This window comes from Nonomuraea sp. NPDC048901, assembly GCF_040649695.1.
Lineage (GTDB): Bacteria > Actinomycetota > Actinomycetes > Streptosporangiales > Streptosporangiaceae > Nonomuraea.
In genome coordinates this window covers 614,281-638,421 of sequence record NZ_JBEZFW010000002.1, presented here as the reverse complement: position 1 = coordinate 638,421, position 24,141 = coordinate 614,281, and the positions used below count along the sequence as shown (strand labels likewise).

Annotated in this window: 24 protein-coding genes; 10 read left to right on the top strand and 14 right to left on the bottom strand. The window is 69.7% G+C overall.

Annotated elements, in window-relative coordinates; all coding sequences use genetic code 11:
- Positions 1–95 precede the first annotated feature (95 nt).
- Together AB0C30_RS08005 and AB0C30_RS08000 are read left to right on the top strand one after the other, a co-directional pair.
- The gene (locus AB0C30_RS08005; RefSeq protein WP_357940834.1) at positions 96–761 is read left to right on the top strand and encodes a TrkA family potassium uptake protein; all 666 of its coding nucleotides are present in this window, start codon (positions 96–98) and stop codon (positions 759–761) included.
- Complete coding sequence (locus AB0C30_RS08000; RefSeq protein WP_357642476.1) at positions 761–1,420, top strand: TrkA family potassium uptake protein; 660 nt, start codon at positions 761–763, stop codon at positions 1,418–1,420. The genes AB0C30_RS08005 and AB0C30_RS08000 overlap by 1 nt, the downstream gene beginning before the upstream one ends.
- Before the next feature lie 6 nt (positions 1,421–1,426).
- On the opposite strand, the gene AB0C30_RS07995 is transcribed toward AB0C30_RS08000, so the two are convergent.
- The 5 genes from AB0C30_RS07995 to AB0C30_RS07975 form a co-directional block, all read right to left on the bottom strand.
- Positions 1,427–2,098, bottom strand: a complete 672-nt coding sequence (locus tag AB0C30_RS07995) for a DUF3159 domain-containing protein (protein WP_357940832.1) — start codon at positions 2,096–2,098, stop codon at positions 1,427–1,429.
- Between the two features lie 4 nt (positions 2,099–2,102).
- Entirely contained in the window at positions 2,103–2,489 is a 387-nt protein-coding gene (locus AB0C30_RS07990; protein WP_214635894.1) for an OB-fold nucleic acid binding domain-containing protein, read from the bottom strand.
- A 28-nt stretch (positions 2,490–2,517) separates the two neighbouring features.
- Positions 2,518–3,168 carry a DUF3710 domain-containing protein gene (locus AB0C30_RS07985; RefSeq protein WP_357940830.1) on the bottom strand — a complete coding sequence of 217 codons (651 nt, stop codon included), beginning with the start codon at positions 3,166–3,168 and terminating at the stop codon, positions 2,518–2,520.
- 9 nt (positions 3,169–3,177) lie between these two features.
- Positions 3,178–3,618 carry a dUTP diphosphatase gene (gene dut / locus AB0C30_RS07980; protein ID WP_357940828.1) on the bottom strand — a complete coding sequence of 147 codons (441 nt, stop codon included), beginning with the start codon at positions 3,616–3,618 and terminating at the stop codon, positions 3,178–3,180.
- 189 nt (positions 3,619–3,807) lie between these two features.
- A complete protein-coding gene (locus AB0C30_RS07975) occupies positions 3,808–4,959 on the bottom strand; it encodes an AI-2E family transporter (protein WP_357940826.1) in 1,152 nt (383 codons plus the stop codon).
- A 91-nt stretch (positions 4,960–5,050) separates the two neighbouring features.
- On the opposite strand from AB0C30_RS07975, the gene AB0C30_RS07970 reads away from it, so the two are divergent.
- Entirely contained in the window at positions 5,051–7,228 is a 2,178-nt protein-coding gene (locus AB0C30_RS07970) for a DUF6351 family protein (RefSeq protein WP_357940824.1), read from the top strand.
- Positions 7,229–7,231: 3 nt separating this feature from the next.
- Here the strand turns inward: AB0C30_RS07970 and valS are convergent, their stop codons facing one another.
- A complete protein-coding gene (valS, locus tag AB0C30_RS07965) occupies positions 7,232–9,748 on the bottom strand; it encodes a valine--tRNA ligase (protein WP_357940822.1) in 2,517 nt (838 codons plus the stop codon).
- Positions 9,749–9,827: 79 nt separating this feature from the next.
- Between valS and AB0C30_RS07960 the strand changes: the two genes are divergently transcribed.
- A complete protein-coding gene (locus AB0C30_RS07960) occupies positions 9,828–10,112 on the top strand; it encodes a DUF4235 domain-containing protein (RefSeq protein ID WP_357940820.1) in 285 nt (94 codons plus the stop codon).
- Here AB0C30_RS07960 and AB0C30_RS07955 read toward each other — a convergent pair.
- On the bottom strand, positions 10,045–11,478 hold the full coding sequence (locus AB0C30_RS07955) for a trehalose-6-phosphate synthase (RefSeq protein WP_357940818.1): 1,434 nt from the start codon (positions 11,476–11,478) through the stop codon (positions 10,045–10,047). The genes AB0C30_RS07960 and AB0C30_RS07955 overlap by 68 nt on opposite strands.
- A gap of 730 nt (positions 11,479–12,208) precedes the next feature.
- On the opposite strand from AB0C30_RS07955, the gene paaI reads away from it, so the two are divergent.
- On the top strand, positions 12,209–12,577 hold the full coding sequence (gene paaI, locus AB0C30_RS07950; protein WP_225289841.1) for a hydroxyphenylacetyl-CoA thioesterase PaaI: 369 nt from the start codon (positions 12,209–12,211) through the stop codon (positions 12,575–12,577).
- Positions 12,574–13,881, top strand: coding sequence for a phenylacetate--CoA ligase PaaK (gene paaK, locus AB0C30_RS07945; protein ID WP_357940816.1), 1,308 nt, complete (start codon positions 12,574–12,576; stop codon positions 13,879–13,881). Before paaI ends, paaK begins: the two co-directional genes overlap by 4 nt.
- Before the next feature lie 44 nt (positions 13,882–13,925).
- Here paaK and AB0C30_RS07940 read toward each other — a convergent pair whose 3' ends face one another.
- The 3 genes from AB0C30_RS07940 to AB0C30_RS07930 form a co-directional block, all read right to left on the bottom strand.
- Positions 13,926–14,723 (bottom strand): hypothetical protein, encoded by a 798-nt coding sequence (locus AB0C30_RS07940; protein WP_357940814.1) that lies wholly within the window; start codon positions 14,721–14,723, stop codon positions 13,926–13,928.
- Between the two features lie 18 nt (positions 14,724–14,741).
- Complete coding sequence (locus AB0C30_RS07935; protein WP_020542847.1) at positions 14,742–15,041, bottom strand: DUF4193 domain-containing protein; 300 nt, start codon at positions 15,039–15,041, stop codon at positions 14,742–14,744.
- A 286-nt stretch (positions 15,042–15,327) separates the two neighbouring features.
- Entirely contained in the window at positions 15,328–16,476 is a 1,149-nt protein-coding gene (locus tag AB0C30_RS07930) for a HAMP domain-containing sensor histidine kinase (protein WP_357941483.1), read from the bottom strand.
- Between AB0C30_RS07930 and AB0C30_RS07925 the strand changes: the two genes are divergently transcribed.
- Positions 16,463–16,648, top strand: coding sequence for a hypothetical protein (locus tag AB0C30_RS07925; RefSeq protein ID WP_357941504.1), 186 nt, complete (start codon positions 16,463–16,465; stop codon positions 16,646–16,648). The two genes, AB0C30_RS07930 and AB0C30_RS07925, sit on opposite strands and share 14 nt — an antisense overlap.
- A 1-nt stretch (position 16,649) precedes the next feature.
- Here AB0C30_RS07925 and AB0C30_RS07920 read toward each other — a convergent pair whose 3' ends face one another.
- On the bottom strand, positions 16,650–17,303 hold the full coding sequence (locus AB0C30_RS07920; protein WP_357940812.1) for a response regulator transcription factor: 654 nt from the start codon (positions 17,301–17,303) through the stop codon (positions 16,650–16,652).
- 227 nt (positions 17,304–17,530) lie between these two features.
- On the opposite strand from AB0C30_RS07920, the gene AB0C30_RS07915 reads away from it, so the two are divergent.
- The gene (locus AB0C30_RS07915) at positions 17,531–17,695 is read left to right on the top strand and encodes a hypothetical protein (RefSeq protein ID WP_214635883.1); all 165 of its coding nucleotides are present in this window, start codon (positions 17,531–17,533) and stop codon (positions 17,693–17,695) included.
- A 98-nt stretch (positions 17,696–17,793) separates the two neighbouring features.
- On the opposite strand, the gene AB0C30_RS07910 is transcribed toward AB0C30_RS07915, so the two are convergent.
- Both AB0C30_RS07910 and AB0C30_RS07905 read right to left on the bottom strand, forming a co-directional pair.
- Complete coding sequence (locus AB0C30_RS07910; RefSeq protein WP_357940810.1) at positions 17,794–18,591, bottom strand: inositol monophosphatase family protein; 798 nt, start codon at positions 18,589–18,591, stop codon at positions 17,794–17,796.
- On the bottom strand, positions 18,591–20,567 hold the full coding sequence (locus AB0C30_RS07905) for a S9 family peptidase (RefSeq protein WP_357940808.1): 1,977 nt from the start codon (positions 20,565–20,567) through the stop codon (positions 18,591–18,593). The genes AB0C30_RS07910 and AB0C30_RS07905 overlap by 1 nt, the downstream gene beginning before the upstream one ends.
- A gap of 87 nt (positions 20,568–20,654) precedes the next feature.
- Between AB0C30_RS07905 and AB0C30_RS07900 the strand changes: the two genes are divergently transcribed.
- Positions 20,655–21,602: a ferrochelatase gene (locus AB0C30_RS07900; protein ID WP_357940806.1), complete on the top strand. Its 948-nt coding sequence runs from the start codon at positions 20,655–20,657 to the stop codon at positions 21,600–21,602.
- A 13-nt stretch (positions 21,603–21,615) separates the two neighbouring features.
- Here AB0C30_RS07900 and AB0C30_RS07895 read toward each other — a convergent pair whose 3' ends face one another.
- Complete coding sequence (locus tag AB0C30_RS07895; protein WP_357940804.1) at positions 21,616–22,812, bottom strand: lytic transglycosylase domain-containing protein; 1,197 nt, start codon at positions 22,810–22,812, stop codon at positions 21,616–21,618.
- Between the two features lie 93 nt (positions 22,813–22,905).
- Here AB0C30_RS07895 and AB0C30_RS07890 point away from each other — a divergent pair, with 93 nt between their 5' ends.
- The gene (locus tag AB0C30_RS07890; protein WP_357940802.1) at positions 22,906–24,108 is read left to right on the top strand and encodes an MFS transporter; all 1,203 of its coding nucleotides are present in this window, start codon (positions 22,906–22,908) and stop codon (positions 24,106–24,108) included.
- Positions 24,109–24,141 lie beyond the last annotated feature (33 nt).

Genomic DNA, 24,141 nt, shown 5'->3' with positions numbered 1-24,141 from the left:
ATGCTAGCCCCCCGCTGTAGGGGCGCCGACGTTGCGCTCCCCTATCGCGCCATACTGGTGTCGAGCAACCGGCCGACCGCGAAGTGCGGGGGAGTATGCATATAGTGATCATGGGATGTGGCCGGGTCGGTTCGACCTTGGCTCACATCCTCGAGGACAACGGCCATACGGTCGCGATCATCGACCGGGATCCGCAGGCGTTTCGCCGGCTGCGGGCCGGTTTCCGGGGGCGCCGGGTGACCGGTGTCGGATTCGACCGCGACGTGCTCACCGAGGCGGGCATCGAGTCCGCTTCCGCGTACGTGGCGGTCTCCAGCGGCGACAACTCCAACATCATCTCGGCGCGGGCGGCGCGCGAGACGTTCGGCGTCGACAATGTGGTGGCCCGCATCTACGACCCGCGGCGGGCCGAGGTCTACCAGCGCCTCGGCATCCCGACGGTGGCGACCGTGCGGTGGACCGCCGACCAGATCCTGCGCCGCATCCTGCCCGAGGGCGCCGAGCCGCTCTGGCGCGACCCCACCGGCACCGTGGTCCTGGCCGAGGTCGCCACGCACACCGGCTGGATCGGCACTCGCGCCGTCGAGCTGGAGGAGCGGGGCAGGGTCCGCGTCGCCTACCTCAACCGCATGGGCGAGGCCCTGGTCATCGCCGACGACACCGTGATCCAGGACGGCGACGTGCTGCACGTCATCGCCACAGAGAGCGACATGGACCGGATCAACAAGGTGCTCGCGGCGGCACCGGAAGAGGACCACTGATGCGCGTCGCCATCGCCGGAGCGGGGGCCGTGGGCCGATCCATCGCGGCCGAGCTGCTGGAGAACGGCCACGAGGTCCTGCTGATCGACATCGACCCCAGGGCCATCAAGATCGACAGCGTGCCGCGGGCCGAGTGGCTGCTGGCCGACGCCTGCGAGATCGCCTCGCTCGACGAGGCGGGGCTCAACAACTGCCACGTCGTCGTCGCCTCCTCCGGGGACGACAAGGTCAACCTCGTGGTGTCGCTGCTGGCCAAGACCGAGTACGGCGTGCCGCGCGTGGTGGCCAGGATCAACCACCCCAACAACGAGTGGCTGTTCAACGAGTCGTGGGGCGTGGACGTCGCGGTCTCGACGCCGCGCCTGCTGAGCGCGCTGGTCGAGGAGGCGGTGAGCGTCGGCGACCTGGTGCGCCTGATGACCTTCCGTCAGGGGCAGGCCAACCTGGTCGAGCTCACCCTGGCCGAGGACGCGCCCGTGGTGGGCCAGCGCGCCGGCTCGGTGCCGTGGCCCAACGACTCGGCGCTGGTCGCGATCCTGCGCGAGGGCCGGGTGCTGGTGCCGACCAACGACGACCCGCTCGAGGCGGGCGACGAACTCCTGTTCGTCGCCAACCAGGAGGTGGAGCAGGAGCTGGCGCACCTGCTCTCACAACACTGAGAAATGTCAGGCGGGGGCGACCGGCGGCTTGATCGGCGTTCGCCCCTTGCCGAGCAGCCACAGCATCGCGCCGAGCGCGGCCACCTGGAGCGGCCAGCCCATCGCGATCTTCGCCAGACCGAGGGCGGCCACGGCCTCGTCGCCGCCGCCCAGCAGCCACACGGGCAGCTGCACGGCCACCCTGACCACGCACGGGAGCATCAGCAGCCAGGTGAGCTTGACGCAGAGCTTCACGATGCCCGGATCCTTGTGCCAGGCCGTGGGGTCACCGGTGACCGAGCCGATCAGGAACCCGACCACGGGCCACCGGGTGACGATCGACAGCAGCATCGCCACCGAGTAGCCGGCGTTCCACAGGATGCCGGGCAGGAAATAGTCCTTCGCGTCGCCGCTGCGGCTGGCGAAGAACGCGCCGATGGCGATGCCGATCAGGCTGTTGATCACGAACTGCGGCGTCGACCGCTGCGCGAGCCTGGCCAGCAGGAGCAGGACCGCCAGCGAGATGCTGACGATGAGCGAGGTCTTCAGGTCCTCGGTGATGATCCATGACAGCGTGAACGCGATGGTCGGCACCGCCGCCTCGATGATCCCGCGCACTCCCCCGAACGCCTTGGCGAGCTGGGCTCGCACCGCCGCTTCCACGGTGTCGTGGGCGACCTCTTCCGCCTCAGCACTCACCTGATCAACTCCCTGGGCGCAGCTCGTATCGAGGATTGAACATCACCTTGCGCCCGTCCTGCATGCTGACCAGGCCTTCGGCCTTGACAGTGCGCCCGGGCTCGATGCCCGCGATCTTGCGGCGGCCGAGCCACACCAGGTCGATGACGTCGGACCCGTCGTAGAGCTCGGCCTCAAGGGCGGGCGCGCCGCCCCTGGGTCGCAGTGTCACGGTACGTAGCGTACCGGCCACGCAGAAGCGGCGGCGGCCGCCACACGAGACGATCGGGGTCGCGCCGACCTCGTCGACGTCTTCCCGTAGTTCCTGGGCTTCGATTTCGGACTGGGTGGAGGCCAGCCGGCTGAAGAACCCGCGCAATCCCCCGCGTTTGGGGGGCTCTGCCGTACTCATGATGACTCAGCCTACGTGATGTGGGCGGTCAGCGAATCTCGCTGATCTCGGGACCTCGTTTGAACGGGTTGAGCCCCTGGCTGTCGACCGTTTCGGCGCTCTGCTCGTTGGGTCGGCGCAGGGTGATCGGTTCTTCCCGGGCCATCGGCTCGGTGCCCCGCACGACCACGACGTCCTTGATGAAGTCGAGGAAGACGTTCGCCACGTTCTCGTCGAGCGCGGCGCGGCCGCTGATCATCGCCAGCACGAACCAGCGCGGCCCGTCGATGCCGATGTAGCGGGCCTTGCGGGTGGTGTTGCCCTCGCCACTGATCTCGCCGATCAGCTCGGGTCCGAAGGGGCCCTCCTGCTCGGCGAGATTGTCGGCGCCGGCCCGGATCTTGGCCCTGACCTCGTCCCAGAGCCCCATGCTCTTGGACGCGGCCAGCGCCTGGAGCTGGAGCGAACTCTCCTCATAAAGCGCGACGACCCCGACGTTCTGGTCTCCCACCGAGGCCAGCCGCAGGTCGAAGTCCGGGTTGTGCGGCAGGAGCAGTCCGCCGAGGTCGATCCTGTCGGTCTCGGGGTGGGGCTCGTCGGCGTCCCACGGGCCGGACTCGCGCGTTGGGGCGGCGGATGCCTGCTGCTCTGCCGCCTGATCCGGCTGCTCACGACGGCGTCGTCGGAACACTGTGCTCACTCTCCCTGGTTAACGTCCTGTTGATCCGAAACCGCCGGTGCCGCGGGCCGAGCCGGGCAGCTGCTCCACCTCTGTGAACGCCGCCCGCTCGACGCGCTGGACGACCAGCTGGGCCACCCGGTCACCGCGGCTCAGGCGGAAGGGCTCCTTGGCGTCGGTGTTGATCACCGTCACCCGGATCTCGCCGCGATAGCCGGCGTCGACCGTGCCTGGCGCGTTGACCAGCGTGACGCCGTGCCTGGCGGCCAGGCCCGAGCGAGGGTGCACGAACGCGGCGTAGCCGTCGGGCAGCGCGATCGCGACGCCCGTCCCGACCATGGCCCGCTCTCCGGGCAGCAGCTCGACGTCCGCGGCCGCGTAGAGATCGGCGCCCGCGTCGCCCGGATGGGCGTAGGACGGCACCGGCAGCCCGTCGTCGAGTCGCTGGATGAGGACCTGCACGTCGGTCAAGGGTTCACCTCATGGTCATGGTGCTCGGCGGCGATGCGCCCCCTCAGCCTCAAGGTACGCCCTTCCGCCCGCGATCCCGTCGCACCGGGCAGGCGGGTGGAGTGTCGTGCCGCCGGGAGCCCTCGTGAGAGCGGGGAGAGGGCCGCCGATCTCCGAGATCCCGTGGCGAGGTGGTCACGGGTGACGAGGTTACTCGCTACCAGGCGGACTGGCGTCCTCGACCGGCGAGCCCGGAGGTGGGGGGCTCGGAGGCGGGGCGGGTGCCGGGGTGGGCCCGGGTGGCAGGGCGGGCGGTTTGTGGAAAAGTTCGGGAAGCGCCCGGTAGATCACCGCCGCCACGGGCACGGCCACCGCCGCGCCCGCGATGCCGGCCAGGATGCCGCCGACGGACAGCACGAGGATGATGGCCAGCGGGTGGAAGTTGAGCGCCCGGCCGACGATGAGCGGCTGGAGCACGTGGTTCTCCAGCTGCTGCTCGACGATCAGGATGCCGACGAAGATCAACGCGTAGAGCGGTCCCTTGGCGCCCAGCGTGACCAGGGTGGCGATCGTACCGGCGAAGAAGATGCCGACGATCGGGATGAAGCTGGCGAAGAAGATCAGCACCGCCAGCGGCGCCCATAGGGGCACTCCCATGCCGGCCAGCACGATGCCCATGATCACGCCGTGTACGGCGGCGACCGCGACGGTGCCCTGCACGTAGTGGGAGAGCGTGGTCCAGGCGGCCCGCCCCGCCCGGTCGACGCGCGGCGCCATCGAGCCGAACCCCCGCAGGAACCACGACCAGATCCGGTCGCCGTCCTTGAGCAGGAAGAACGAGACGAACAGCAGCAGCACGAGGGACGCGAGCACCTCGAAGGCGACGGCGCCGGCGGTCAGGACCGTACTGGTGATGGCCGTGCGCTGGGCGTTGACCATCGTCGCGATCTCGTCGACGTAGCTGGTGATCTGCGCCTCTTTGAGGTGCAGTGGGCCGGTGATCAGCCAGTTCTGTACGTCGCGGGCGGTGGACTGGACCTGCTGGACCAGGTTGGGGAACTCCTCGGTGGCCCGCGCGCCGACCAGCCAGCCGGTGCCGACGAGCACCGCGAGGGCCACCAGCATGGTGATCCAGGTGGCGTAGATGGGGCGCATGCCCGCCTCGCGCAGGTTCCTGGTGAGCGGGAACAGCAGCGCGGTCAGCAGCAGGGCGATGGCGACCGGCAGGGCCACGAAGCTGAGCCGCGCGATGCCCTGGACGAAGAAGTAGACGACCACGCCGACGAGGATCAGGCACAGGCACCATGCCGCCATCTTGGCCAGCACGGGTGGCACGAGCTTGGTTGGGCGGTCGGTCAGCACGTGTTCAAGACTGGCACGTCAAGGACATATGTGCGCGTGGATAAAAGATCGGGTCTGGGCAACGGCATGATCACATGTCACCGTCATGCACATGAGGACCGTCGCGCTGGTTAAGGTGAGCGCGATCACCGCGGTGATCGCGTGTCTCGTGGCGGCCCCGGTGCCCGCCCTGGCCTCGCGCGGCGAACCCGCGCTCGACGTGCTGTCGAGCCGCGCCGACCAGGTGAGTGGCGGGGACGCGTTGGTCAGGGTACGGGTGAGCCAGGGCGTGCGGCTCAAGGTGCTGCGCAACGGCGATGACGTCACCGCGTCCTTCAAGCCGGATCCCGGCGGCCAGTCGTTCAGCGGCCTGGTGACCGGGCTGATCGACGGCGACAACACGATCAAGGCACTGGCGGGGCCGTTCAAAGAAACCCTGAAATTACGCAACCACCCGATCTCGGGACCGATCTTCTCGGGGCCGCACCAGTACCCCTTCCTGTGCAAGACGGAGCGGAGCGGGCTCGGCCCGCCCGTCGCGGACAACCAGGACGGCCAGGGCATGCGCACCACGGGCGGCTGGAGCAGGGACTGCTTCGCGCCGGTGCTGACGGAGCGGCTCTACCGCGCGACGGACGGCGCGTTCAAGACGATGCCCGCCGAGCGCCCCGCGGACATGTCGACCACCACCACGCTCGACGGCCGGACGGTGGACTTCGTGGTGCGCCGCGAGCGCGGCGTGATCAACCGTTTCCTCTACTCCATCGCGATGCTGGAGGACGGCTACAACGGCCGGGCGATCTACCGCTTCGACGGCGGCGTGGGGATCGGCCACGACCAGGGCACGATCGGCGGCAGCGCGCTCGACGCGTACGGGCTGGGCAAGGGCTACGCGATCCTGTTCTCCTCGGGCACCCGTACCTCCACGCACTACAACCTGATCCTCGGCGGCGAGACCGCGCTGATGGTGAAGGAGCGGTTCATCGAGAAGTACGGGGTGCCGCTCTACACCGTCGGCGTGGGCGCCTCGGGCGGCGCCCTCCAGCAGTACATCTACGGCCAGAACTACGGCACCGCGGTGATCGACGCGGCGATTCCGCAGTATTCCTATCCCGACATGGTCACCCAGACCATCCACGTCGGCGACTGCGAGCTGCTCGAACGCTACATGGACCACAACCCGCGCTGGGCCTCCTGGGACGCGCGGACCGCGCTGATCGGGATGAACGCCAGCGACACCGTCGACAACCCCTACACCGGCAAGCCGGGCTCCGACGAGTGCGTCAAGGGCTGGCGCGGGCTGACCCCGCTGACCATGAACCCCCTCTGGACCTCCAACAACGATCCGGAGTGGGCCAAAATGGACCCGCCCGGCGTCAAGGACACGATCCAGTGGACGCACTGGGACGACCTGCGCGAGATCTACGGCGTCGCCCCCGACGGCTACGCCCGCTCCACCTGGGACAACGTCGGCGTCCAGTACGGCCTGGGCGCGCTGGTGAAGGGCGTGATCACGCCCGCGGAGTTCCTCGACGTCAACGCGCGCGCCGGCTCCTGGAAGGAGTCGAAGGACATGGTGCGCGAGGGCTGCCCGTTCACCCCCTCCCTCTGCCAGGACACCGCCCAGTTCGACCCGTGGAGCTCGCGCAACATACGGACCGGCGACCCGGCCCCCCGACGTACCGGCGACCCGATCGCGATCAAGAACGTGGAGCGCAGCGGGCTGGTGTTCAGGGGCGACATCGCCATCCCGATCATCGACTGGCGCCACTATCTCGAGGACCAGCTCGACATGCACGACTCGCACCAGTCGTTCGTCTCGCGGCAGCGGATGCTGAACTACGACGGCAACGCCGGCAACCAGGTCATCTGGTTCACCGACGCCCGCCCCGACGGGCCGGCCTTCGACCAGACGCCCGAGGCGCTGCAGGTGATGGACCAGTGGATGGCCAACATCCGCTCGCGCCCGTGGCGCGGGGTGGCGGGCAACAAGCCCGCGGCGGCCGTGGACCGCTGCTTCACCAGCTCCGGGGCGCAGATCGCCGCGGGTCCGCACGTGTGGGACGGCATCCTGGACCAGCGCGCCGCCGGTGCCTGCACCGCGCGCTTCCCGCTCTACTCCACCTCTCGCGTGGTGGCGGGCGGTCCGCTGGAGGGCGGCGTCTACAAGTGCCGCCTGCAGCCGGTGTCCAGGGCCATCGCGCGCGGTCTGTACGGCTCGTGGCGCCCGTCCCCCGAGGAGCAGGCCCGCCTTGAGGCGATCTTCCCCTCGGGGGTGTGCGACTACTAGCGGCTACTGCTCCTCCAGCGTCACCTCGACGGCGAATTCGGGACCCTCGTCGAGGACGAACTCCTCGACGTTGCCCGCGCCGCACAGGTCGTCCTGCGCCAGCCGTACCAGGGCGATCTCGGGGCCCGACACGGTGAGGCGGGAGACCTCGGCGCGCATCGACAGCTTGGCGGCCGACTTGGCCTTGCGGATGCGCCCGAGCACGTCGGAGGCCACGGCGAGCACCGCCGGGTCGCCCGCGCCCGCCGGGACCGACGGCCAGGCCGCGCGGTGGACGGAGCCCGGCCGCCACCAGGACCAGACCTCTTCCGTGACGAACGGCAGGAACGGCGCGAAGAGCCGCAGCAGCACGTCGAGCGCCTGGCGCAGCGCCGCGTGCGCCGAGGCGGCCGCCGGACCGCTCTCGTAGGCCCTGGCCTTGACCAGCTCCAGATAGTCGTCGCAGAACGCCCAGAAGAAGCGCTCGGCGGCCTCCATCGCCCGGGTGTAGTCGTAGCCCTCGAACGCCTGGGTGGCCTCCTCGACCACCCCTGAGAGCTGGGCGAGCATCGACAGGTCGAGCGGCTCGGTGACCGCCGCCTCGGACTCCGGGAAGCCGAGCACGAACTTCGACGCGTTGAGGATCTTGATGGCCAGCCGCCGGCCGACCTTGATCTGCCCGGTGTCGAACGCCGTGTCGGTGCCCGGCCGCCCGCTGGCCGCCCAGTAGCGGACCGCGTCGGAGCCGTACTCCTCCAGCAGCCCGAGCGGCGTCGTGACGTTGCCCTTGGACTTGGACATCTTCTTGCGGTCGGGGTCGAGGATCCAGCCCGCGATGACCACGTCACGCCACGGCAGCGTGCCGAACTCCTGGTGCGCCCTGACCACGGTGGAGAACAGCCAGGTGCGGATGATCTCGTGCGCCTGCGGCCGCAGGTCCATCGGGAAGACCCGGGCGAACAGGTCGGGATCCCGCTCCCAGCCGCCGGCGATCTCCGGCGTGAGGGACGAGGTCGCCCAGGTGTCCATGATGTCCGGATCGCCCATGAAGCCGCCCGGCACGCCCCGCTGGTCCGCGGTGTAGCCGTCGGGCACCTGCGAGGAGGGGTCGATCGGCAGCAGGTCCTCCGACGGCACCAGCGGGCGGGAGTAGTCGGGCTCGCCCGAGGCGTCCAGCGGGTACCAGACGGGGATCGGCACGCCGAAGAAGCGCTGCCGGGAGATCAGCCAGTCGCCGGCCAGCCCCCGCACCCAGTTGTCGTAGCGGACCTTCATGTGCGGCGGGTGCCAGCGCAGCTCGGCGCCCCTGGCCAGGAGCTGCTCGCGCAGCTGGGGGTCGCGCCCGCCGTTGCGGATGTACCACTGGCGGGTGGTGACGATCTCCAGCGGGCGCTCGCCCTTCTCGTAGAACTTCACCATCCGCTTCGTGGCGCGCGGGTCGCCGTCCAGGTCGCCGGACTCGCGCAGCAGCTCCACGACGCGCTCACGCGCGCTGTGGACGGTCTTGCCGGCCAGCTCTTTGTACGGCTCCTGCTCGACGCCCTCGGGCGGCTCGGGCAGCAGGCGGCCGTCCTTGCCGATGATCGGCCTGGTCTCCAACGCCAGCTCGCGCCACCAGGTGACGTCGGTGAGGTCGCCGAACGTACAGACCATCGCGATGCCGGAACCCTTGTCGGGCTCGGCCAGGTGGTGGGCCAGCACCGGCACCTCGGCCCCGAACAGCGGCGTCAGCACCGAGGTGCCGAACAGCGGCTTGTACCGCTCGTCGTCGGGGTGCGCCACCAGGGCGACGCAGGCGGGCAGCAGCTCGGGCCGGGTCGTCTCGATCCAGACCGGCCCCTTCTCGCCGTAGAAGGAGACCCGGTGGAAGGCCCCCGGCCACTCGCGGTCCTCGAGCTCCGCCTGGGCGACGGCGGTGCGGAAGGAGACGTCCCACAGCGTCGGCGCCTCGGCCAGATAGGCCTCGCCGCGCGCCAGGGTGCGCAGGAAGGCCCGCTGCGAGGCGGCCCGCGCGCCGCCGTCGATGGTCGCGTACGTCAGCGACCAGTCGACGGACAGCCCCAGCCGCCGCCACAGCTCCTCGAACGCCTTCTCGTCCTCGAGGGTCAGCCGCTCGCACAGCTCGATGAAGTTGCCGCGCGAGACGGAGACCTGCCGCTTGGGATCGGGCTTGGCCGGAGGTGTGAAGTCCGGGTCATAGGGCACCGAAGGGTCACAGCGGACGCCGAAGTGGTTCTGCACCCGCCGCTCGGTGGGCAGGCCGTTGTCGTCCCAACCCATGGGGTAGAAGACCTCGCGGCCGCGCATCCGCTGGAAACGGGCGATGGTGTCGGTGTGCGTGTAGGAGAAGACGTGACCCACGTGAAGGGAACCGGAGACGGTCGGCGGCGGGGTGTCGATCGAGTAGATCTGCTCCCACGGCTTGGACCTGTCGAACCGGTAGATGGCGTCATCTTCCCAGCGCTCTACCCATACCTTCTCCAAGCCGTCGAGAGTCGGTTTCTCCGGCATGGCTGCATGGCGTAGTCGCTGCTGATTCATGCCTCCTTATGGTACGGCTTCACCGGCCCAGGAAGCGTTACAGACTAGGGTTCGTTACATAGCGGAAGGAGACGTTCGGATGGCAGACGACAAGCCTGACCTCGCCTGGCGGGTCATCGGGGGACTGGTCGGATTGGCCACCGCTTGGGCGGCACGCAAGATCCTCGGGTTCGTCTGGGTGAAGACCACCGGCAAAGAGCCGCCGATCGACACCGACTCACCCGAGGTCAGCATGGGCGAGGCCATCGGCTACGCCGTGGTGATGGGCGTCGGGATGTCCGTGGCGCAGATCGTGGTCAACCGGACCGCCAAGAAGCGGTATGAGGCGTGGAAGACGGTAAAGCAGGTGTCTCAAGGGCATTGAGGAACTCTCCTGCCCAGCGGTCCACGTCGTAGGTGGCTACCCGGCGGCGCATCGTACGCATCCGCCGGGCCAGCTCGTGCGGCGTGGCCCGCATCGCCGTCATCATCTGGCGCTTGACGTCCTCGACGTCGTACGGATTGACCAGGTACGACTGCCGCAGCTCGTCGGCCGCCCCCGCGAACTCACTGAGCACGAGCGCGCCCCGCAGGTCGTGGTGACAGGCGACGTACTCCTTGGCGACCAGGTTCATCCCGTCACGCAGCGGCGTGACCACCATGACGTCGCTGGCCAGATAGAGCGCGGCCAGCTCCTCGCGGCCGTACGACTGGTGGAAATACTGGATCGGCTGCAAGCCGAGCATCGCGTGCTCGCCGTTGATCCGGCCGACCTGCAGCTCGATGTCGTCGCGCAGCCGCCGGTATTCGTCGACCCGCTCCCGGCTGGGCGTGGCGATCTGCACGAACACCGCCTCGTTGGGCTGCAGCCGCCCCTCCTTCAGCAGCTCGCCGAACGCCTCCAGCCGCAGCCCGATGCCCTTGGTGTAGTCCAGCCGGTCCACCCCGAGCAGCACGTGCTCAGGATCGCCGAGCTCCGCCCTGATCTCCTTGGCGCGGGTCATGATGTGCTCCTGGCGCACCATCGTGTCGAGCTCGGCGAAGTCCACCGAGATGGGGAACGCCTGCGTGGTCACGATCCGGTCGTCGAGGAAGATCTCGTTCCCCTTGTACGGCAGGCCGAGCAGCCTGCGGCACAGCCGCCGGAAGTTGGCGGCGCCGCCGGGCAGCTGGAAGCCCACCAGATCGGCCCCGAGCAGCCCTTCGACCAGCTCCTTGCGCCACGGCAGCCGCCAGAACAGCTCGACCGGCGGGAACGGGATGTGCAGGAAGAAGCCGATGCGCAGGTCCGGCCGGAGCCTGCGCAGCATGGCCGGGACCAGCTGGAGCTGGTAGTCCTGCACCCAGACGACCGCCCCCTCCTCGGCCACCTCGGCCGCGGCCTCGGCGAAGCGCTGGTTGACGGTGGTGTAGGCGTCCCACATGTCACGCTCGAAGATCGGCGGCGCCACCACGTCGTGATAGAGCGGCCAGAGCGTGGCGTTGGAGAAGCCCTCGTAGTAGAGCTCCACCTCGCGAGCCGACAGCGGCACCGGGACCAGGCTCATGCCGTCCTGGTCGAAGGGCTCCAGGCGCTCGTCGGCGGCGCCGTGCCAGCCCAGCCACGCGCCGTGCCGGCGCTGCATGACGGGAGCGATGGCGGTGACGAGCCCGCCCGGGCTCCTGCGCCATGAGGCCGTCCCGTCCGGCTCGACCGTTCGATCCACCGGCAACCGGTTCGCGACGATCATAAACGAGTTACGGCCACTCACCCAGGTCCTCCTAGAGTCCATCCTCCACATGCCGCGGGACGCGGTACATGGTGGCGGCCACCCGCTCGGGGCTCCGCCTGGGAGATGATCGCGACGACATGGGCGGCCGGCCTGACCATCCAGACCTCGCCCCGCTTCCGCGCCCAGGGTCTTTACCAGGACTCGGGAGCGGTCCAATGCCGCGAACTCACGCACGGCGAGCGGCGCCGTAGTGACCTTGCCCAGGACCTGCACAAACAAACGCGAATCGCACATATCTCCTAGTGCGGTGGCCCCGGTGAGCTTCGTCACACGACCGTCTCGGTCCGTGTGACGGTCGGTGGTAGCTGAGGTCCTTGGAGAGAAACCCCCTTCGGGGGAGGGAAAAGGACGGTCCGTGGTGGCTGAGCCCTTGGGAGGGACGCCCCTGCCGGGGGCGAGGAAAACGACGGCCCGGCGGGAGTCGGACGGCGCTACGGCCATCGGGCCCCGCCGGCGGCGCCGGGCGGCGGGCGGCCGGGGCGGACGGCGGGGGCAGGTGACGGCGTCGGGCAGCCGGGACGGGTGGCGTTGGGGGGAGCGGGCGGCGGCGTCGGGCAGCCGGGTCGGGTGGCGGGGAGGTCGTGGGTATCGGAGGGCGGGTGGCGGGGGTTCGGTCGTCTCTTGACAGAGATCAGGGTGGGCGGTGGAGTATTTACCGAACAGTCGGTCAGTTGAGCGAGGGAGACCTGCGTTGGAGAGCGCGCGGCGCATGATGGACGCCGACACCGCCTCCGCGGCCCTGGGGATCGAGCTGACGGAGCTGGGGGCCGGGCGGGCGGTGTGCCGGATGGAGGTCACCGAGCGGATGATCAACGGGCACGCGCTGTGCCACGGCGGCTACGTCTTCCTGCTGGCCGACACCGCCTTCGCCTGCGCGTGCAACAGCCACGGCCCCGTGACGGTCGCGGCGGGGGCGGAGATCACCTTCGTGGCGCCGGCCCGCATGGGTGACGTGCTGACGGCCGAGGCCGCCGAACGTACCCGCTACGGCCGCAGTGGCATCTACGACATCACGGTGAAGAAGGCCGACGGTGAGGTGGTCGCGGAGTTCCGCGGCCGCAGCAAGGAGATGAGATGAGACTCGGCGCCGCCCCTCAGCCCGGCGACCTCGACCCGATCGAGCGGGCTTCGCGCGACGAGCTCATGGCCCTCCAACTCGAGCGCCTCCAACGGACACTCCACCACGCATACCAAAATGTCCCGAAATATCGGCAAAAGTTTGATGAGCATGGCGTTCACCCAGCCGACTGCAAGGAGCTCGGCGACCTGGTGAAGTTCCCCTTCACCACGAAGCAGGACCTGCGCGACTGCTACCCCTTCGGCATGTTCGCCGTGCCACGGGAGCGGGTGGCGCGGGTGCACGCCTCCAGCGGCACCACCGGGCAGCCCACGGTGGTCGGCTACACCAAGAACGACCTCGACGTCTGGGCCGAGGTCATGGCCCGCTCGATCCGCGCCTCGGGCGGGCGGCCGGGCGACATCGTGCACATCTCGTACGGCTACGGCCTGTTCACCGGCGGCCTGGGCGCCCACTACGGCGCCGAGCGGCTGGGCTGCACGGTGATACCGGTCTCCGGCGGCATGACGCCCCGCCAGGTACAACTGATCACCGACTTCCGGCCGGACGTCATCATGGTCACGCCGTCGTACATGCTGGCGTTGCTCGACGAGTTCGACCGGCAGGGCCTGGACGCCCGCGCGTGCTCGCTGCGTATCGGCGTCTTCGGCGCCGAGCCGTGGACCGAGGAGATGCGCGCCGAGATCGAGGACCGCTTCGACCTGGACGCCGTCGACATCTACGGACTGTCCGAGGTGATGGGGCCGGGCGTGGCCAACGAGTGCGTGGAGTCGAAGGACGGCCTGCACGTCTGGGAGGACCACTTCTACCCCGAGACCGTCGACCCGTTCACCGGGGCCCCCGCCGAGTCGGGCGAGCTGGTCTTCACCAGCCTCACCAAGGAGGCGCTGCCGATCATCCGCTACCGGACCCGCGACCTGACCAGGCTGCTGCCCGGCACCGCGCGGCCGGCGTTCCGGCGGATGGAGAAGGTGACGGGCCGTACCGACGACATGATCATCCTGCGCGGGGTGAACGTCTTCCCCACCCAGATCGAGGAGATCGTGCTGCGCGTGCCGGGGCTGTCGCCGCACTTCCAGGTACGGCTCACCCGCCCGGAGCGGCTCGACGTGATGACGGTCAGGGTCGAGGCGCGACCGGGCCTGGAGGAGGGCACAGAGGCCCGCGCAGAGGCAGGGCAGACGCTGCGCAGGGTCGTCAAGGACACGATCGGCGTACAGGTCGAGGTCGAGGTGGTGGACCCGGAGACGCTGGAGCGCTCAGTGGGCAAACTCCGGCGAGTCATCGACGAGCGGGACCGCTAGGCCAGCGGAGGTCGTCCCAGAGCGGGCGTCCCAACGCAAACGTTCTAAGGCCGGACCTCCGGCGAGCGGCGGCCGGGCGGCAGCTTGCCGCGCAGGTCGTCGCGGATGGCCTCGCCCAGCTTCTTGGTCGCCATCCGGTTGAGCGCGCCGCCGGCGACCGCGCCGGTGAGGAACGGGCCCAGCGTGGTCAGATGGCGTCCGAGGGTACGCATGAGGCGGTTGCGCAGGGCCGTCTTCGTGGCCGCGCCGAGCGCGAGGGTGACGGAGGCGGGCGCGAGGGGGTCGACGCCGCGCTGCTTGGCCCAGGCCGCGGCGAAGACGGCCGCGCGCTGCGTGCCGGTGCCCGAGACGCGTACGCCATAGACCTCGTGGAGCTCGGCCAGCAGCTTGACCTCGATGGCGGCCACCACGATGGTCTCGGCGACGAGCTGGGCCGGAGCGGAGAGGAGGAGGGGTGGGGCCGCGAACTCGGCCGCGGCGAGCGCTCCGCCGATGGCGCCGACCGTCATGGTCGCCTTCTGGGCGGTGCGCACCAGGTCGTCGGCGAGCTGCTCGCCGGTCAGGCCGTGGTGGTGCTCGGAGAGGGTGTGAAGGTCTCTGATGGGGATGCGGGGCGCGATGTTCATGAACACATCCGCCAGCCAGCGTCCACGCCCCACTCCGGTCTCACGCGTCTTGCGCGCGCCGGAGGCCAGAGCGCGGGCTAGACGGCCGAGCAGCCGTCGCCGCTCGGCCGGCTCCAGCTCACCGGAGTCGGCGAGCCGGCCTACGAGCTCGCCGACCTCTTTATCGGGGTCGGCGATCTCGTCGCCTGGTTGCCTGTCCTTCTCAGGTGCGGCCACGCGGAGCCTCCTCCTTCGTCAGGCGGCGCACTCCCGGCACACCTGCTGGCCGTTCTTCTCGGACGCCAGCTGGCTGCGGTGGTGCACGAGGAAGCAACGCGAGCAGGTGAACTCGTCCGCCTGGCGCGGAATCACGCGCAGGCTGAGCTCTTCGTTCGACAGGTCGGCACCGGGTAGTTCGAGCGACTCGGCCAGATCGGTCTCATCGATGTCGATACTGCCCGACGACTTGTCGGTGCGCCGCGCCTGGAGCTCCTGGAGGCTGTCTTCCCCCAGGTCGTCGTCCGTCTTGCGCGGGCTGTCGTAATCGGTAGCCATCGTGCTTGCTCCATCCCCCTCATCTATACGTCTTCGCGCTCATCGCGCGTCTTCTAACGCCCGGGAGCCTCATCTTGTGCCCGTTCTGCCGGGGGAATTTTTGCATCGGTACCCAGCAGGAAGGAACCATGAACCTCCCAACACGTCAGGACCCGCTGCCGTCGGCAATGGTTAGCCAAATATGGCGAAACCCACAGCCTTGGCGGCATGCCCCACCGTGTTCGACGGCACATCCAACCACATGTGCGGCGAGAACGAGACGCCCGCCGTGGTGCAACACGCCGGATCAGCGGCTCGGCAGCCGAATGGTCACCACAAGTCCTCCGCCCTCCCGCGGCACGGCGGTCACATTTCCACCGTGCGCCTGCACAACAGCGCGAACGATGGACAGCCCAAGACCAGATCCCTTCGCCGAATCCACACGATCCGCGTGGAGCCTCCGGAAGGGCTCGAACAGGCTGTTCACCTCGTACGCAGGGACATGCTGCCCCGTGTTGGCCACCTGAACAACCAGTGCACCGTCTACCATTCCCGTTCGGATCCATACTTTTCCGTTTTCGGGAATGTTGTACTTGACGGCGTTCTCGAGCAGGTTGCTGACGGACCGCTCCAAGAGCACCGGATCGCCTATGGTAGGCGCGCTGACCAGTTCGGTGGTGATGGTTACGCCGTTATCTTCGGCGAATGGGGTCACCTGCTCAACGGCCGTCTGGGCGACGTCCTTGACGTCCAGCGGCTTGCGTACCGCCAGCTCGCGTTCGCTCCTGGCGAGCAGCAGCAGTCCCTCGATGAGCTTCTCGTTGCGCGCGTTGACTTCGAGCAGGGTACGGCCGAGCGCCTTGAGGTCCTGTGACGCCTCGGGATCGGACAGGGCGATCTCCAGGACCGTCCGGTTGATCGTGAGCGGAGTTCGCAACTCGTGCGAGGCGTTGGCGACGAACCTTCGCTGGGTGTCGAAGGCGACGTTGAGCCGGGTGAGCATGGCGTCGAAGGTGTCGGCCAGCTCCTTCAGCTCGTCGTCCGGGCCCTCCAGGTCGATGCGCTGATGGGCCAGGGTGCTCTCGGAGAGCTTCTTGGCCGTGGCCGTCATCTGGCTCACGGGCCGCATCGCCCGGTCGGCGACGAAGTAACCGAGGATCACCGCGAGGATGCCGACGCCCGCCAGCGCCATCAAGGAGCTCTGCAGCATCGCGTCGCGGGCGCTGGCGACGGTCTGGTCCTTTGCGGCGTACCAGCGCGCGTGGACGATGGCCGCGTCGATGGCGTCGATGTTGTCGGTGTTGATTTCCGGCCACACAACGTTGATCGCTGTGCCGACGATGACGTACATGGAGATGAGGAGCACCGCCGCGGCCACGAAGAACAGCGAGCCGTAAGCGATGGTGAGCCTCCATCGGATGCTCAGCTTGCCCGGCAGCGCCTTGACCACGTCCATCGTGGTCCGCTGCGGCCGGGCGTATGACGGTGGCGGCGGGCCGTCCCAGACGGGCTGGCCGCTCGGCGGCGGCGCCGACTCCGCCCGCGCCTGCTCCGCCCGCGCCACGGCCCGCTCCGAGTGCGGGCTGATCATCGGATGCGTCGGCATCGCCTCGCGCTCCGGCCGTTGAGTCACAACTTGTATCCCACTCCGGGCACCGTCTCGATCACCTGCGGATCCCCCAGCTTCTTGCGCAGGGTCATCATCGTCACCCGCACCACGTTGGTGAACGGATCGATGTTCTCGTCCCACGCCTTGTCCAGCAGATCCTCCTGGCTGACGACGGCGCCCTCCGCCCGCATCAGCTCTTCCAGGACCGCGAACTCCTTCTTGGTGAGGATGACCTCCTTGCCCTCACGCTCGACCAGCCGCTTGCCCGGGTCCAGCCGGATCCCGCCCCGCTCCAGGACGGGCGGCAGGGCCGGCGCCGACCGGCGGCCGAGCGCCCGCACCCGGGCGACCAGTTCGACGAAGACGAACGGCTTGGCCAGGTAGTCGTCGGCCCCCAGGCCGAGCCCCTCCACCTTGTCGTCGACGTCGCCGGACGCGGTCAGCATCAGGATGCGCGAGGACGTACGCTGCTCCACCAGCCGGCGGCAGACCTCGTCCCCGTGCACGACCGGCAGGTCGCGGTCCAGGACGATCACGTCGTAGTCGATGTAGGAGGTGCGCTCCAGCGCGCCGCCCCCGTCATAGGCCACGTCCACCGCCATGGCCTCGCGCCGCAGACCGGTCGCGATCGCGTCGGCGAGCACCAGCTCGTCCTCTACAACCAGCACTCGCACGACTGGCACCTCTCTCCGGATCCGCTGCTTCATTCTGCCCACACCTGCGATAAGCGCACGGTAAGGCATGTCAGAGCATGTGTGCCGCAAGGCACAGCCAAATTCATGTTTCGGTAAGCGATGGGCCGGGGTATGCCTGCTGGACACCCATCGCCGTGTGCCTCTTTTGGCTTCCCCACGAGCGGTGGGCGCTCTTCGCTCCGCAACCCCTGAAGAGAGTAGGTGAGATGGGCGAGTTCACGACCACGATCGAAAGCCGCCTCGACCAGGCTTACAAGGGCCTTCGGGAGGCCCGGTGCGCCGGCGACGACTACCTCGCCGACACCCTCACCGCCGAGATCGAGGACCTGCGCCGCCTGGCGGATGACAACGGCGTCCCGTTGCCTCATTGATCGGCACATCGTGTGACGAAACGGCCGGAGCCCCGGGCAAGGGCTCCGGCCGTTTTCGCGCCGTGTTGGGGATCGCCGTGTTGGGGACCCACGCGCCGTCAGGCGTCGCGCTGGGGATCCAGCGGTACGAGCAGGTCGTGCAGCTCGTCGAACAGCCCCGGCGCCGCGCAGAGCACGAAGTCGTTGCTGTACGGCCTGCCGTTCAGCCCGCCGATCCTGGCCCCCGCCTCGGTCGCGACCAGCCCGGCCGCGGCGAAGTCCCAGTAGTTGGTGCCCCGCTCGTAGTAGGCGTCCACCCGGCCCGAGGCCACCGAGCAGAGGTCGACGGCGCACGAGCCGCCGCGCCTGATGTCGCGTACCCGCGGCAGCACCGACGCCAGCACCTGGGCCTGCACGGCCCGGCGTTCGCGCAGGTAGCCGAAGCCGGTCGCGACCAGCGCCTGCGGCAGCGGCACGCCGGTGTTGCAGCGCAGCCGCTCGCCGCCGAGCCAGGCGCCCCGGCCGCGCGCCGCGGTGAACACCTCGCCGCGCGGCACCACGTTCACCACGCCCGCGACGATCTCGCCGCCCACCTCGACGGCGATCGACACCGCCCACTCGGGCAGGCCGTACAGGAAGTTGACCGTGCCGTCGATGGGGTCGACGATCCAGCGCACACCGGAGTCACCGGCGGCCTCGCCGCCCTCCTCCCCCAGCACGCTGTCGCCGGGCCTGGCCTCCAGGACGCGGGCGCGGATGAGCCGCTCCGACGCCGTGTCCAGGGCGGTGACCACGTCGGTGGGGCTGGACTTGGTCTCGACGACCTCCGACATCGTGGGCCGCTTGGCGAGCAGCATGTCGCCCGCCTCGCGCGCGATGTCCTCGGCCAGGTCGAGCAGTGCCTGCGGATCGGTCATCACGCCACCGAGTCCGGGCGCTTCCACTCCTGACCGAGGACGTGCTGGCCAAGGAAGGCCAGCACGGTCTCGTACCAGGCGACGGCGTTGCCGGGCTTGAGTATCCAGTGGTTCTCGTCGGGGAAGTACAGGAACTTCGACTCGACGTTGCGGCGCTGCAGGTCCCACCACAGGCGCAGCGCCTCCCCGATCGGCACCCGGTAGTCCTTGTCGCCGTGGATGACGAGCATCGGGGTGGTGATGCTGTCGAGCCCGTGGTGCGGGGAGAGCTTGGCGTACCGCTCGGAGCCGGGCTCGCCCATCTCGCGCTGCCAGTACTGGGCCGCGTCGGTGGTGCCGGCGAACTGGTCGAGGTTCCACAGGGCGGCGTGGGTGACGATGGCCTTGTAGCGGTCGCTGTGGCCGGCGATCCAGTTGGCCATGTAGCCGCCGTACGAGCCGCCCATCGCGCCGATCCGCTCGCCGTCGATGTCGTCCCTGGCCACGACCACGTCCACGATCGCGTCGAGATCGGCCAGGGTACGCGGACCCCAGTTGCCCCACCCGCGGTCGATCATCTCCTGACCGTAGCCGGTGGACAGGCACGGGTCCGGCAGCAGGACGGCGTAGCCGTGCTGGACCATGATCCAGGGGTTCCAGCGCCACTGCCAGTCGTTCCACGAGGCGACGGGACCGCCGTGGATCCAGAGCAGGATCGGCGCCGGGTCGTCGGCCGAGGCGCCCTCGGGCAGCGTGAGCCAGCCGCGGATCGTGGTGCCGTCGTCGGCCGTCGCGGAGACCTCGGTCAGCGTGCCGGGCAGCTCGGGGCGCGAGGCGGGCGAGGGCAGGTCGGTGATCTCGCCGGTGGCGGTGTCGATCCTGGCCGGGCCGTGGGTGCGGTCGACGCCGCTGTGCAGCGCGTAGACGAACCGGCCGTCGGCCGATGCGTTGAGCCCGAGGTAGGCGGCGTCGTCCTGGGTCAGCCGGGCGACCTCCCCGTCCAGCGGCACGCGGAAGATCGGGCGGCGGCCCCGCTGGTCGGCCGCGAGGTAGACAGCCGACGAGTCGGGCGCCCACTCGACGTCCGCCGGGAACAGGTCAGGTGCGTAGGCACGCCCCGCGCCGGTGGCCAGGTCGCCGATCCACAGATCGATGCGGACGGAGACGTCGAGCCCGGCCAGACGCTCGCGCGCGCAGGCGACGCGGGTGCCGTCGGGCGAGACCGCGATCGGGCCGTAGAAGTCGTGGCCCTCCTCGGTGAACAGCGTGCGCCGCTCACCGGTGGCCACGTCGATGGCGACCAGGTCCACCCGCAGCTCGGCGTCCGGGAGGATGGTACGCCAGGTCGCGATCACGGTGGCGCCGTCGGGCGTGAGCGCGAAGGTGACGTCGCGCAGCGCCTCGCCCGGGTCGGGGGTCAGGTCGCGTACGTCCTCCAGCCGGTCCGCGCCGAGCCTCGCGGCGAACAGCCGGGTGTGGCCGGGGCCGAGGTCGTGGTCCCAGTAGCGGACCGGGTAGCTCTCGTGCAGGATCGCGCTGATACCGGCGTCCTTGCGCGCCTTGCGGCGCTCCTCCTCGGCCGCCTCCTCGCCGGTGAGCACGTCGGCGGCGAACACCACCACGTCACCGGCCGTACGGAAGGCGCCGACGCCGCCGGGACGGGCGGCCACCTGCCGGGCCTCACCGCCCGAGCGGGGCAGCAGCCACAGCGAGGGCACCTCGTCGGTGGCGTCCTTGACGGTCGGGTCGGGCCGGGCCGAGGTGAACAGCACGTCGCCCGCGTCGGTGAACTCCGCCGCGCTCTCACCCTTGGCCGAGCGGGTCAGCCGGTACGGCTCACCGTCGATCGGAATGGCCCAGAGCGCGGTGCCGTACGACTTGCCGTCGGGGTTGAGGGACTGGACCGCGGAGATCAGCCGGGAGCCGTCGGGCGAGAGCTTCAGCGAGAGAACCCGGGGGATGGCAACATAGTCACGAATGTCGTTGAATGCGCTCACTCCACAAAACGTACCCTGTTCAGTTGCCTAGCTCCGTAGAGACCCGCTCAGGGCGGCGGCGCTCCCTCGCCGGAATAAGGTGGGTCCGTGGGGAACTACGACGCTCTGCTGGTGCTGTCGTTCGGTGGGCCCGAGGGGCCTGAGGACGTGTTGCCGTTTCTGGAGAACGTGGTGCGGGGCCGAGGTGTGCCGCAGGAGCGGCTGCTGGAGGTGGCCGAGCACTACCAGGGTTTCGGCGGGGTCAGCCCGATCAACGGCCAGAACCGCGCGCTCATCGAGGCGCTGCGTCCGGTGGTCGATGTGCCCGTCTACTGGGGCAACCGCAACTGGGAGCCGTTCGGCGAGGAGACCGTCCAGCGGATGAAGGCGGACGGGATCCGCAAGGCGGCGGTGTTCGCCACCTCGGCGTTCGCCGGCTACTCCAGCTGCCGCCAGTACTACGAGGACATCGCCAGGATCTCCGTCAAGGGCGGTCCCGAGCTGGTCAAGATGCGGCACTTCGGGGATCATCCGGGGTTCGTCGCCGCCATGGCCGACCACGTCGGGCAGGCGCTCGACCGGCTCGGCCGCGACGACGCCCGGCTGGTGTTCACCGCGCACAGCGTGCCGGTCTCGATGGCGCGCACCGCCGGGCCCTACGGCGGTCTCTACGAGGCGCAGCTGCGCAGGAGCGCCGAGCTGGTCAACGAGGCGCTGGGCCGCACCCAGCCGTGGGACCTGGTGTGGCAGTCGCGCAGCGGGCCGCCCGAGGTGCCGTGGCTGGAGCCCGACGTCTGCGACCATCTGCGCAAGACCGACGCCCGGTCGGTCGTGCTCGTGCCGATCGGGTTCGTCTCCGACCACATGGAGGTCGTCTACGACCTCGACACCGAGGCCAGGCAGGTGGCCACCGAGCTGGGCCTGCCCATGGAGCGGGCCGCGACGGCGGGCACCCATCCGGCCTTCGTCCGCATGATCCGCGAGCTGATGGAGGAGCCCGAGCCGCAGCCCTGCGCGCTCACCTGCTGCCCACCGCCCCGGAGACGTCAGGCATGAACGCGCGCGGGCGTCAGGTGTAGGCGCGGGCGTACGCCTCGGCGATGCCCATCACCTTGTTCACGTAGTCCCACGAGTGGTTGTAGAACCAGATCGACTTGCGCAGCTTCTGGCCGCCCTGGCCGGCGCCGTTCGCGCAGAGGTACTTGGCCGCCGCGGGCACCGCGTCGTACGGGCTCCAGATGTCGGACTTGCCGTCGCCGTCGCCGTCCACGCCGTAGTGCTTCCAGGTGGCGGGCATGAACTGCATCGGCCCGAGCGCGCCCGCGCTCGACGGGCCGTTGTTGCGGCCGTGCCCGCTCTCCACCTGGCCGATCGCCGCCAGCACGGTCCATGACAGGCCGGGGCAGTGGGTGGCCGAGGCTTTGTAGAGGTCGAGGTAGCTGCTGGGCCGCCCGACGTTGACCTGCTGCTGCGGCTTGGCCGTCTGCTGGGCCGGCTGCGTCGGCTGGGCCTTGGGGCGGGCGCCCAGTGTCACGACCTGGGCGCCCTTGCCGAGCAGCTTGCGTACGCCCGGCTCGCTGATGCCGGGCTTGCCGTGCAGCAGGACCGCGACGCCCGGCGCCAGGCCGAGTGCCTTGCCCATGTCGGCGCCCACCAGGCCGTCGATCCCCGACAGGCCGAGGGTGGCCGAGGCCGCGACGCGCAGGCGGGGGCCGCCGTCCACCTGGTACTCGGCGCCCAGGATCATGCCGAGCCTGCGTACGGCCGAGGTCTCGGCGACCAGTTCGCCCCTGGACAGCGCACTCCACACGGCCGGCTGGTCGGCGACGGCCTTGGGCGTCCAGGAGCGGAAGTCGGCCGGGTCGACGGCGAGCAGGTTCAGCCCGGTGCCCGACACCCGGACCGAGCCGGCGTCGACGATGGCGACCTTCTGCACGTGCTTGAGCTTCGCCAGCTCGAACCGGGTGGTCTTGGGCACCTCGGCGCGGGCGATCGCCAGCACGCGGGGCGGGGTCGGGGTGACGCTGGGGCCGCCCTTGCCGAAGTCCTTCACCGGCTCGGTCGTGGGCACGATCTTGTCGAGACCGGCGGTCTGCGGCTGCGTCTTCTGGACCGGTCTCTGCGATTTCCGTACCGGCTGCTGGTCGGCCGTACTCGCGAACAGGTCGTCCCGCGTGGACAGCGCCACTCCCACGGCCACGACCGAGACGGCGATGACCGAAGCGATCACGATCAGGACGGCGCGGAACGAGGGAAGACCGGACACCCGGCACACGTTAGCCGAGTTGCCGGAAAAATCACTTGCTGTCCGGTCAGCGCGCGCGTAAATGTTGGGACGCATCAAGGGAGAGGAACGGGCGTGGTCGGGCCTTATCGGGGGTTGTTCAACGGGCCCGGCATCAAGGGATTCGTGCTGGCCGGCTTCGTCGGCCGGATGCCGATGTCCATGCTCGGCATCGGCATCGTGCTGCTGATCTCCGGCCTCACCGAGTCGTACGCGACCGCGGGCGCCGTCGCCGCCACCACCAACGTCTCCTTCGCGGTGGCCGCCCCCCTGACCGCGCGGCTGGTCGACCGGTTCGGGCAGGCCCGGGTGATCGTGCCCTTCTCGATCGTGAACGCGCTCTCGCTGGCCGCGCTGATGCTGTCGGCGGGCTTCGGGCTGCCCGAGTGGACGTTGTACGCCGCCGGGCTGTCGGTCGGCGCGACCTCCCTGTCCCTGGGCGGGATGGTCCGCGCGCGCTGGTCGCACCTGCACGGCGGCTCGGCCAAGCTGCACACGGCCTTCGCGTTCGAGTCCGTCGCCGACGAAATGATCTTCGTCGCCGGACCGGCGCTGGTCACCGTGCTGGCCACGGCGGTCAATCCGTACATGGGACTGCTGGTGGCGCTGGTCTGCATGCTCGGCGGATCCCTCGCGCTCGCGGCGCAGCGGCGCACCCAGCCGCCGATACGGCCGGGCGAGTCCGGCGCCGGGATGGCCATCCTGATTCCGGGGATCGCCCTGCTGTCCTGCGTCTACCTGGCGCTGGGGGCGGTGTTCGGGTCGATCGACCTGATCACGGTGGCCTTCGCCGAGGAGCACGGGGTCAAGGGCGCCTCCGGGTTCCTGCTGGCCGCCATCGCGAGCGGGTCGATGGTGTCGGGGCTCTGGTTCGGGTCGCGGCACTGGCGGGTCTCGCTGCGCCACCGGTTCGTACGGGCGCTCGGGGTGCTCGTGGTGGGACTGCTGCCGATCATGTTCATCGGCGACGCGCGGATCATGGCTTTCGGCCTCTTCCTGGCCGGGCTCGCGATCTCGCCGACGCTCATCACCGGCTTCTCCCTCACCGAGCGGCTCGTGCCGCCCTCTGTGCTCACCGAGGGGCTGGCGTGGATCTCCACGTCGATCGGGTTCGGGGTGGCGATCGGGGCGTGGGCCGGGGGACGGCTGACGGAGGCGTTCGGGGCGTCCAACGCGTACGGCTTCACGCTCGGCGCGGCGGCGGTCGCTGTTGTCGTGGGCGTCGGAGGTTCGGGTTTGCTGAGACTTCCCGAGGCACCTTCACCGGCCGGGAACTGATCCGCTACGGTCGAACAACCCTCGCAACACCCT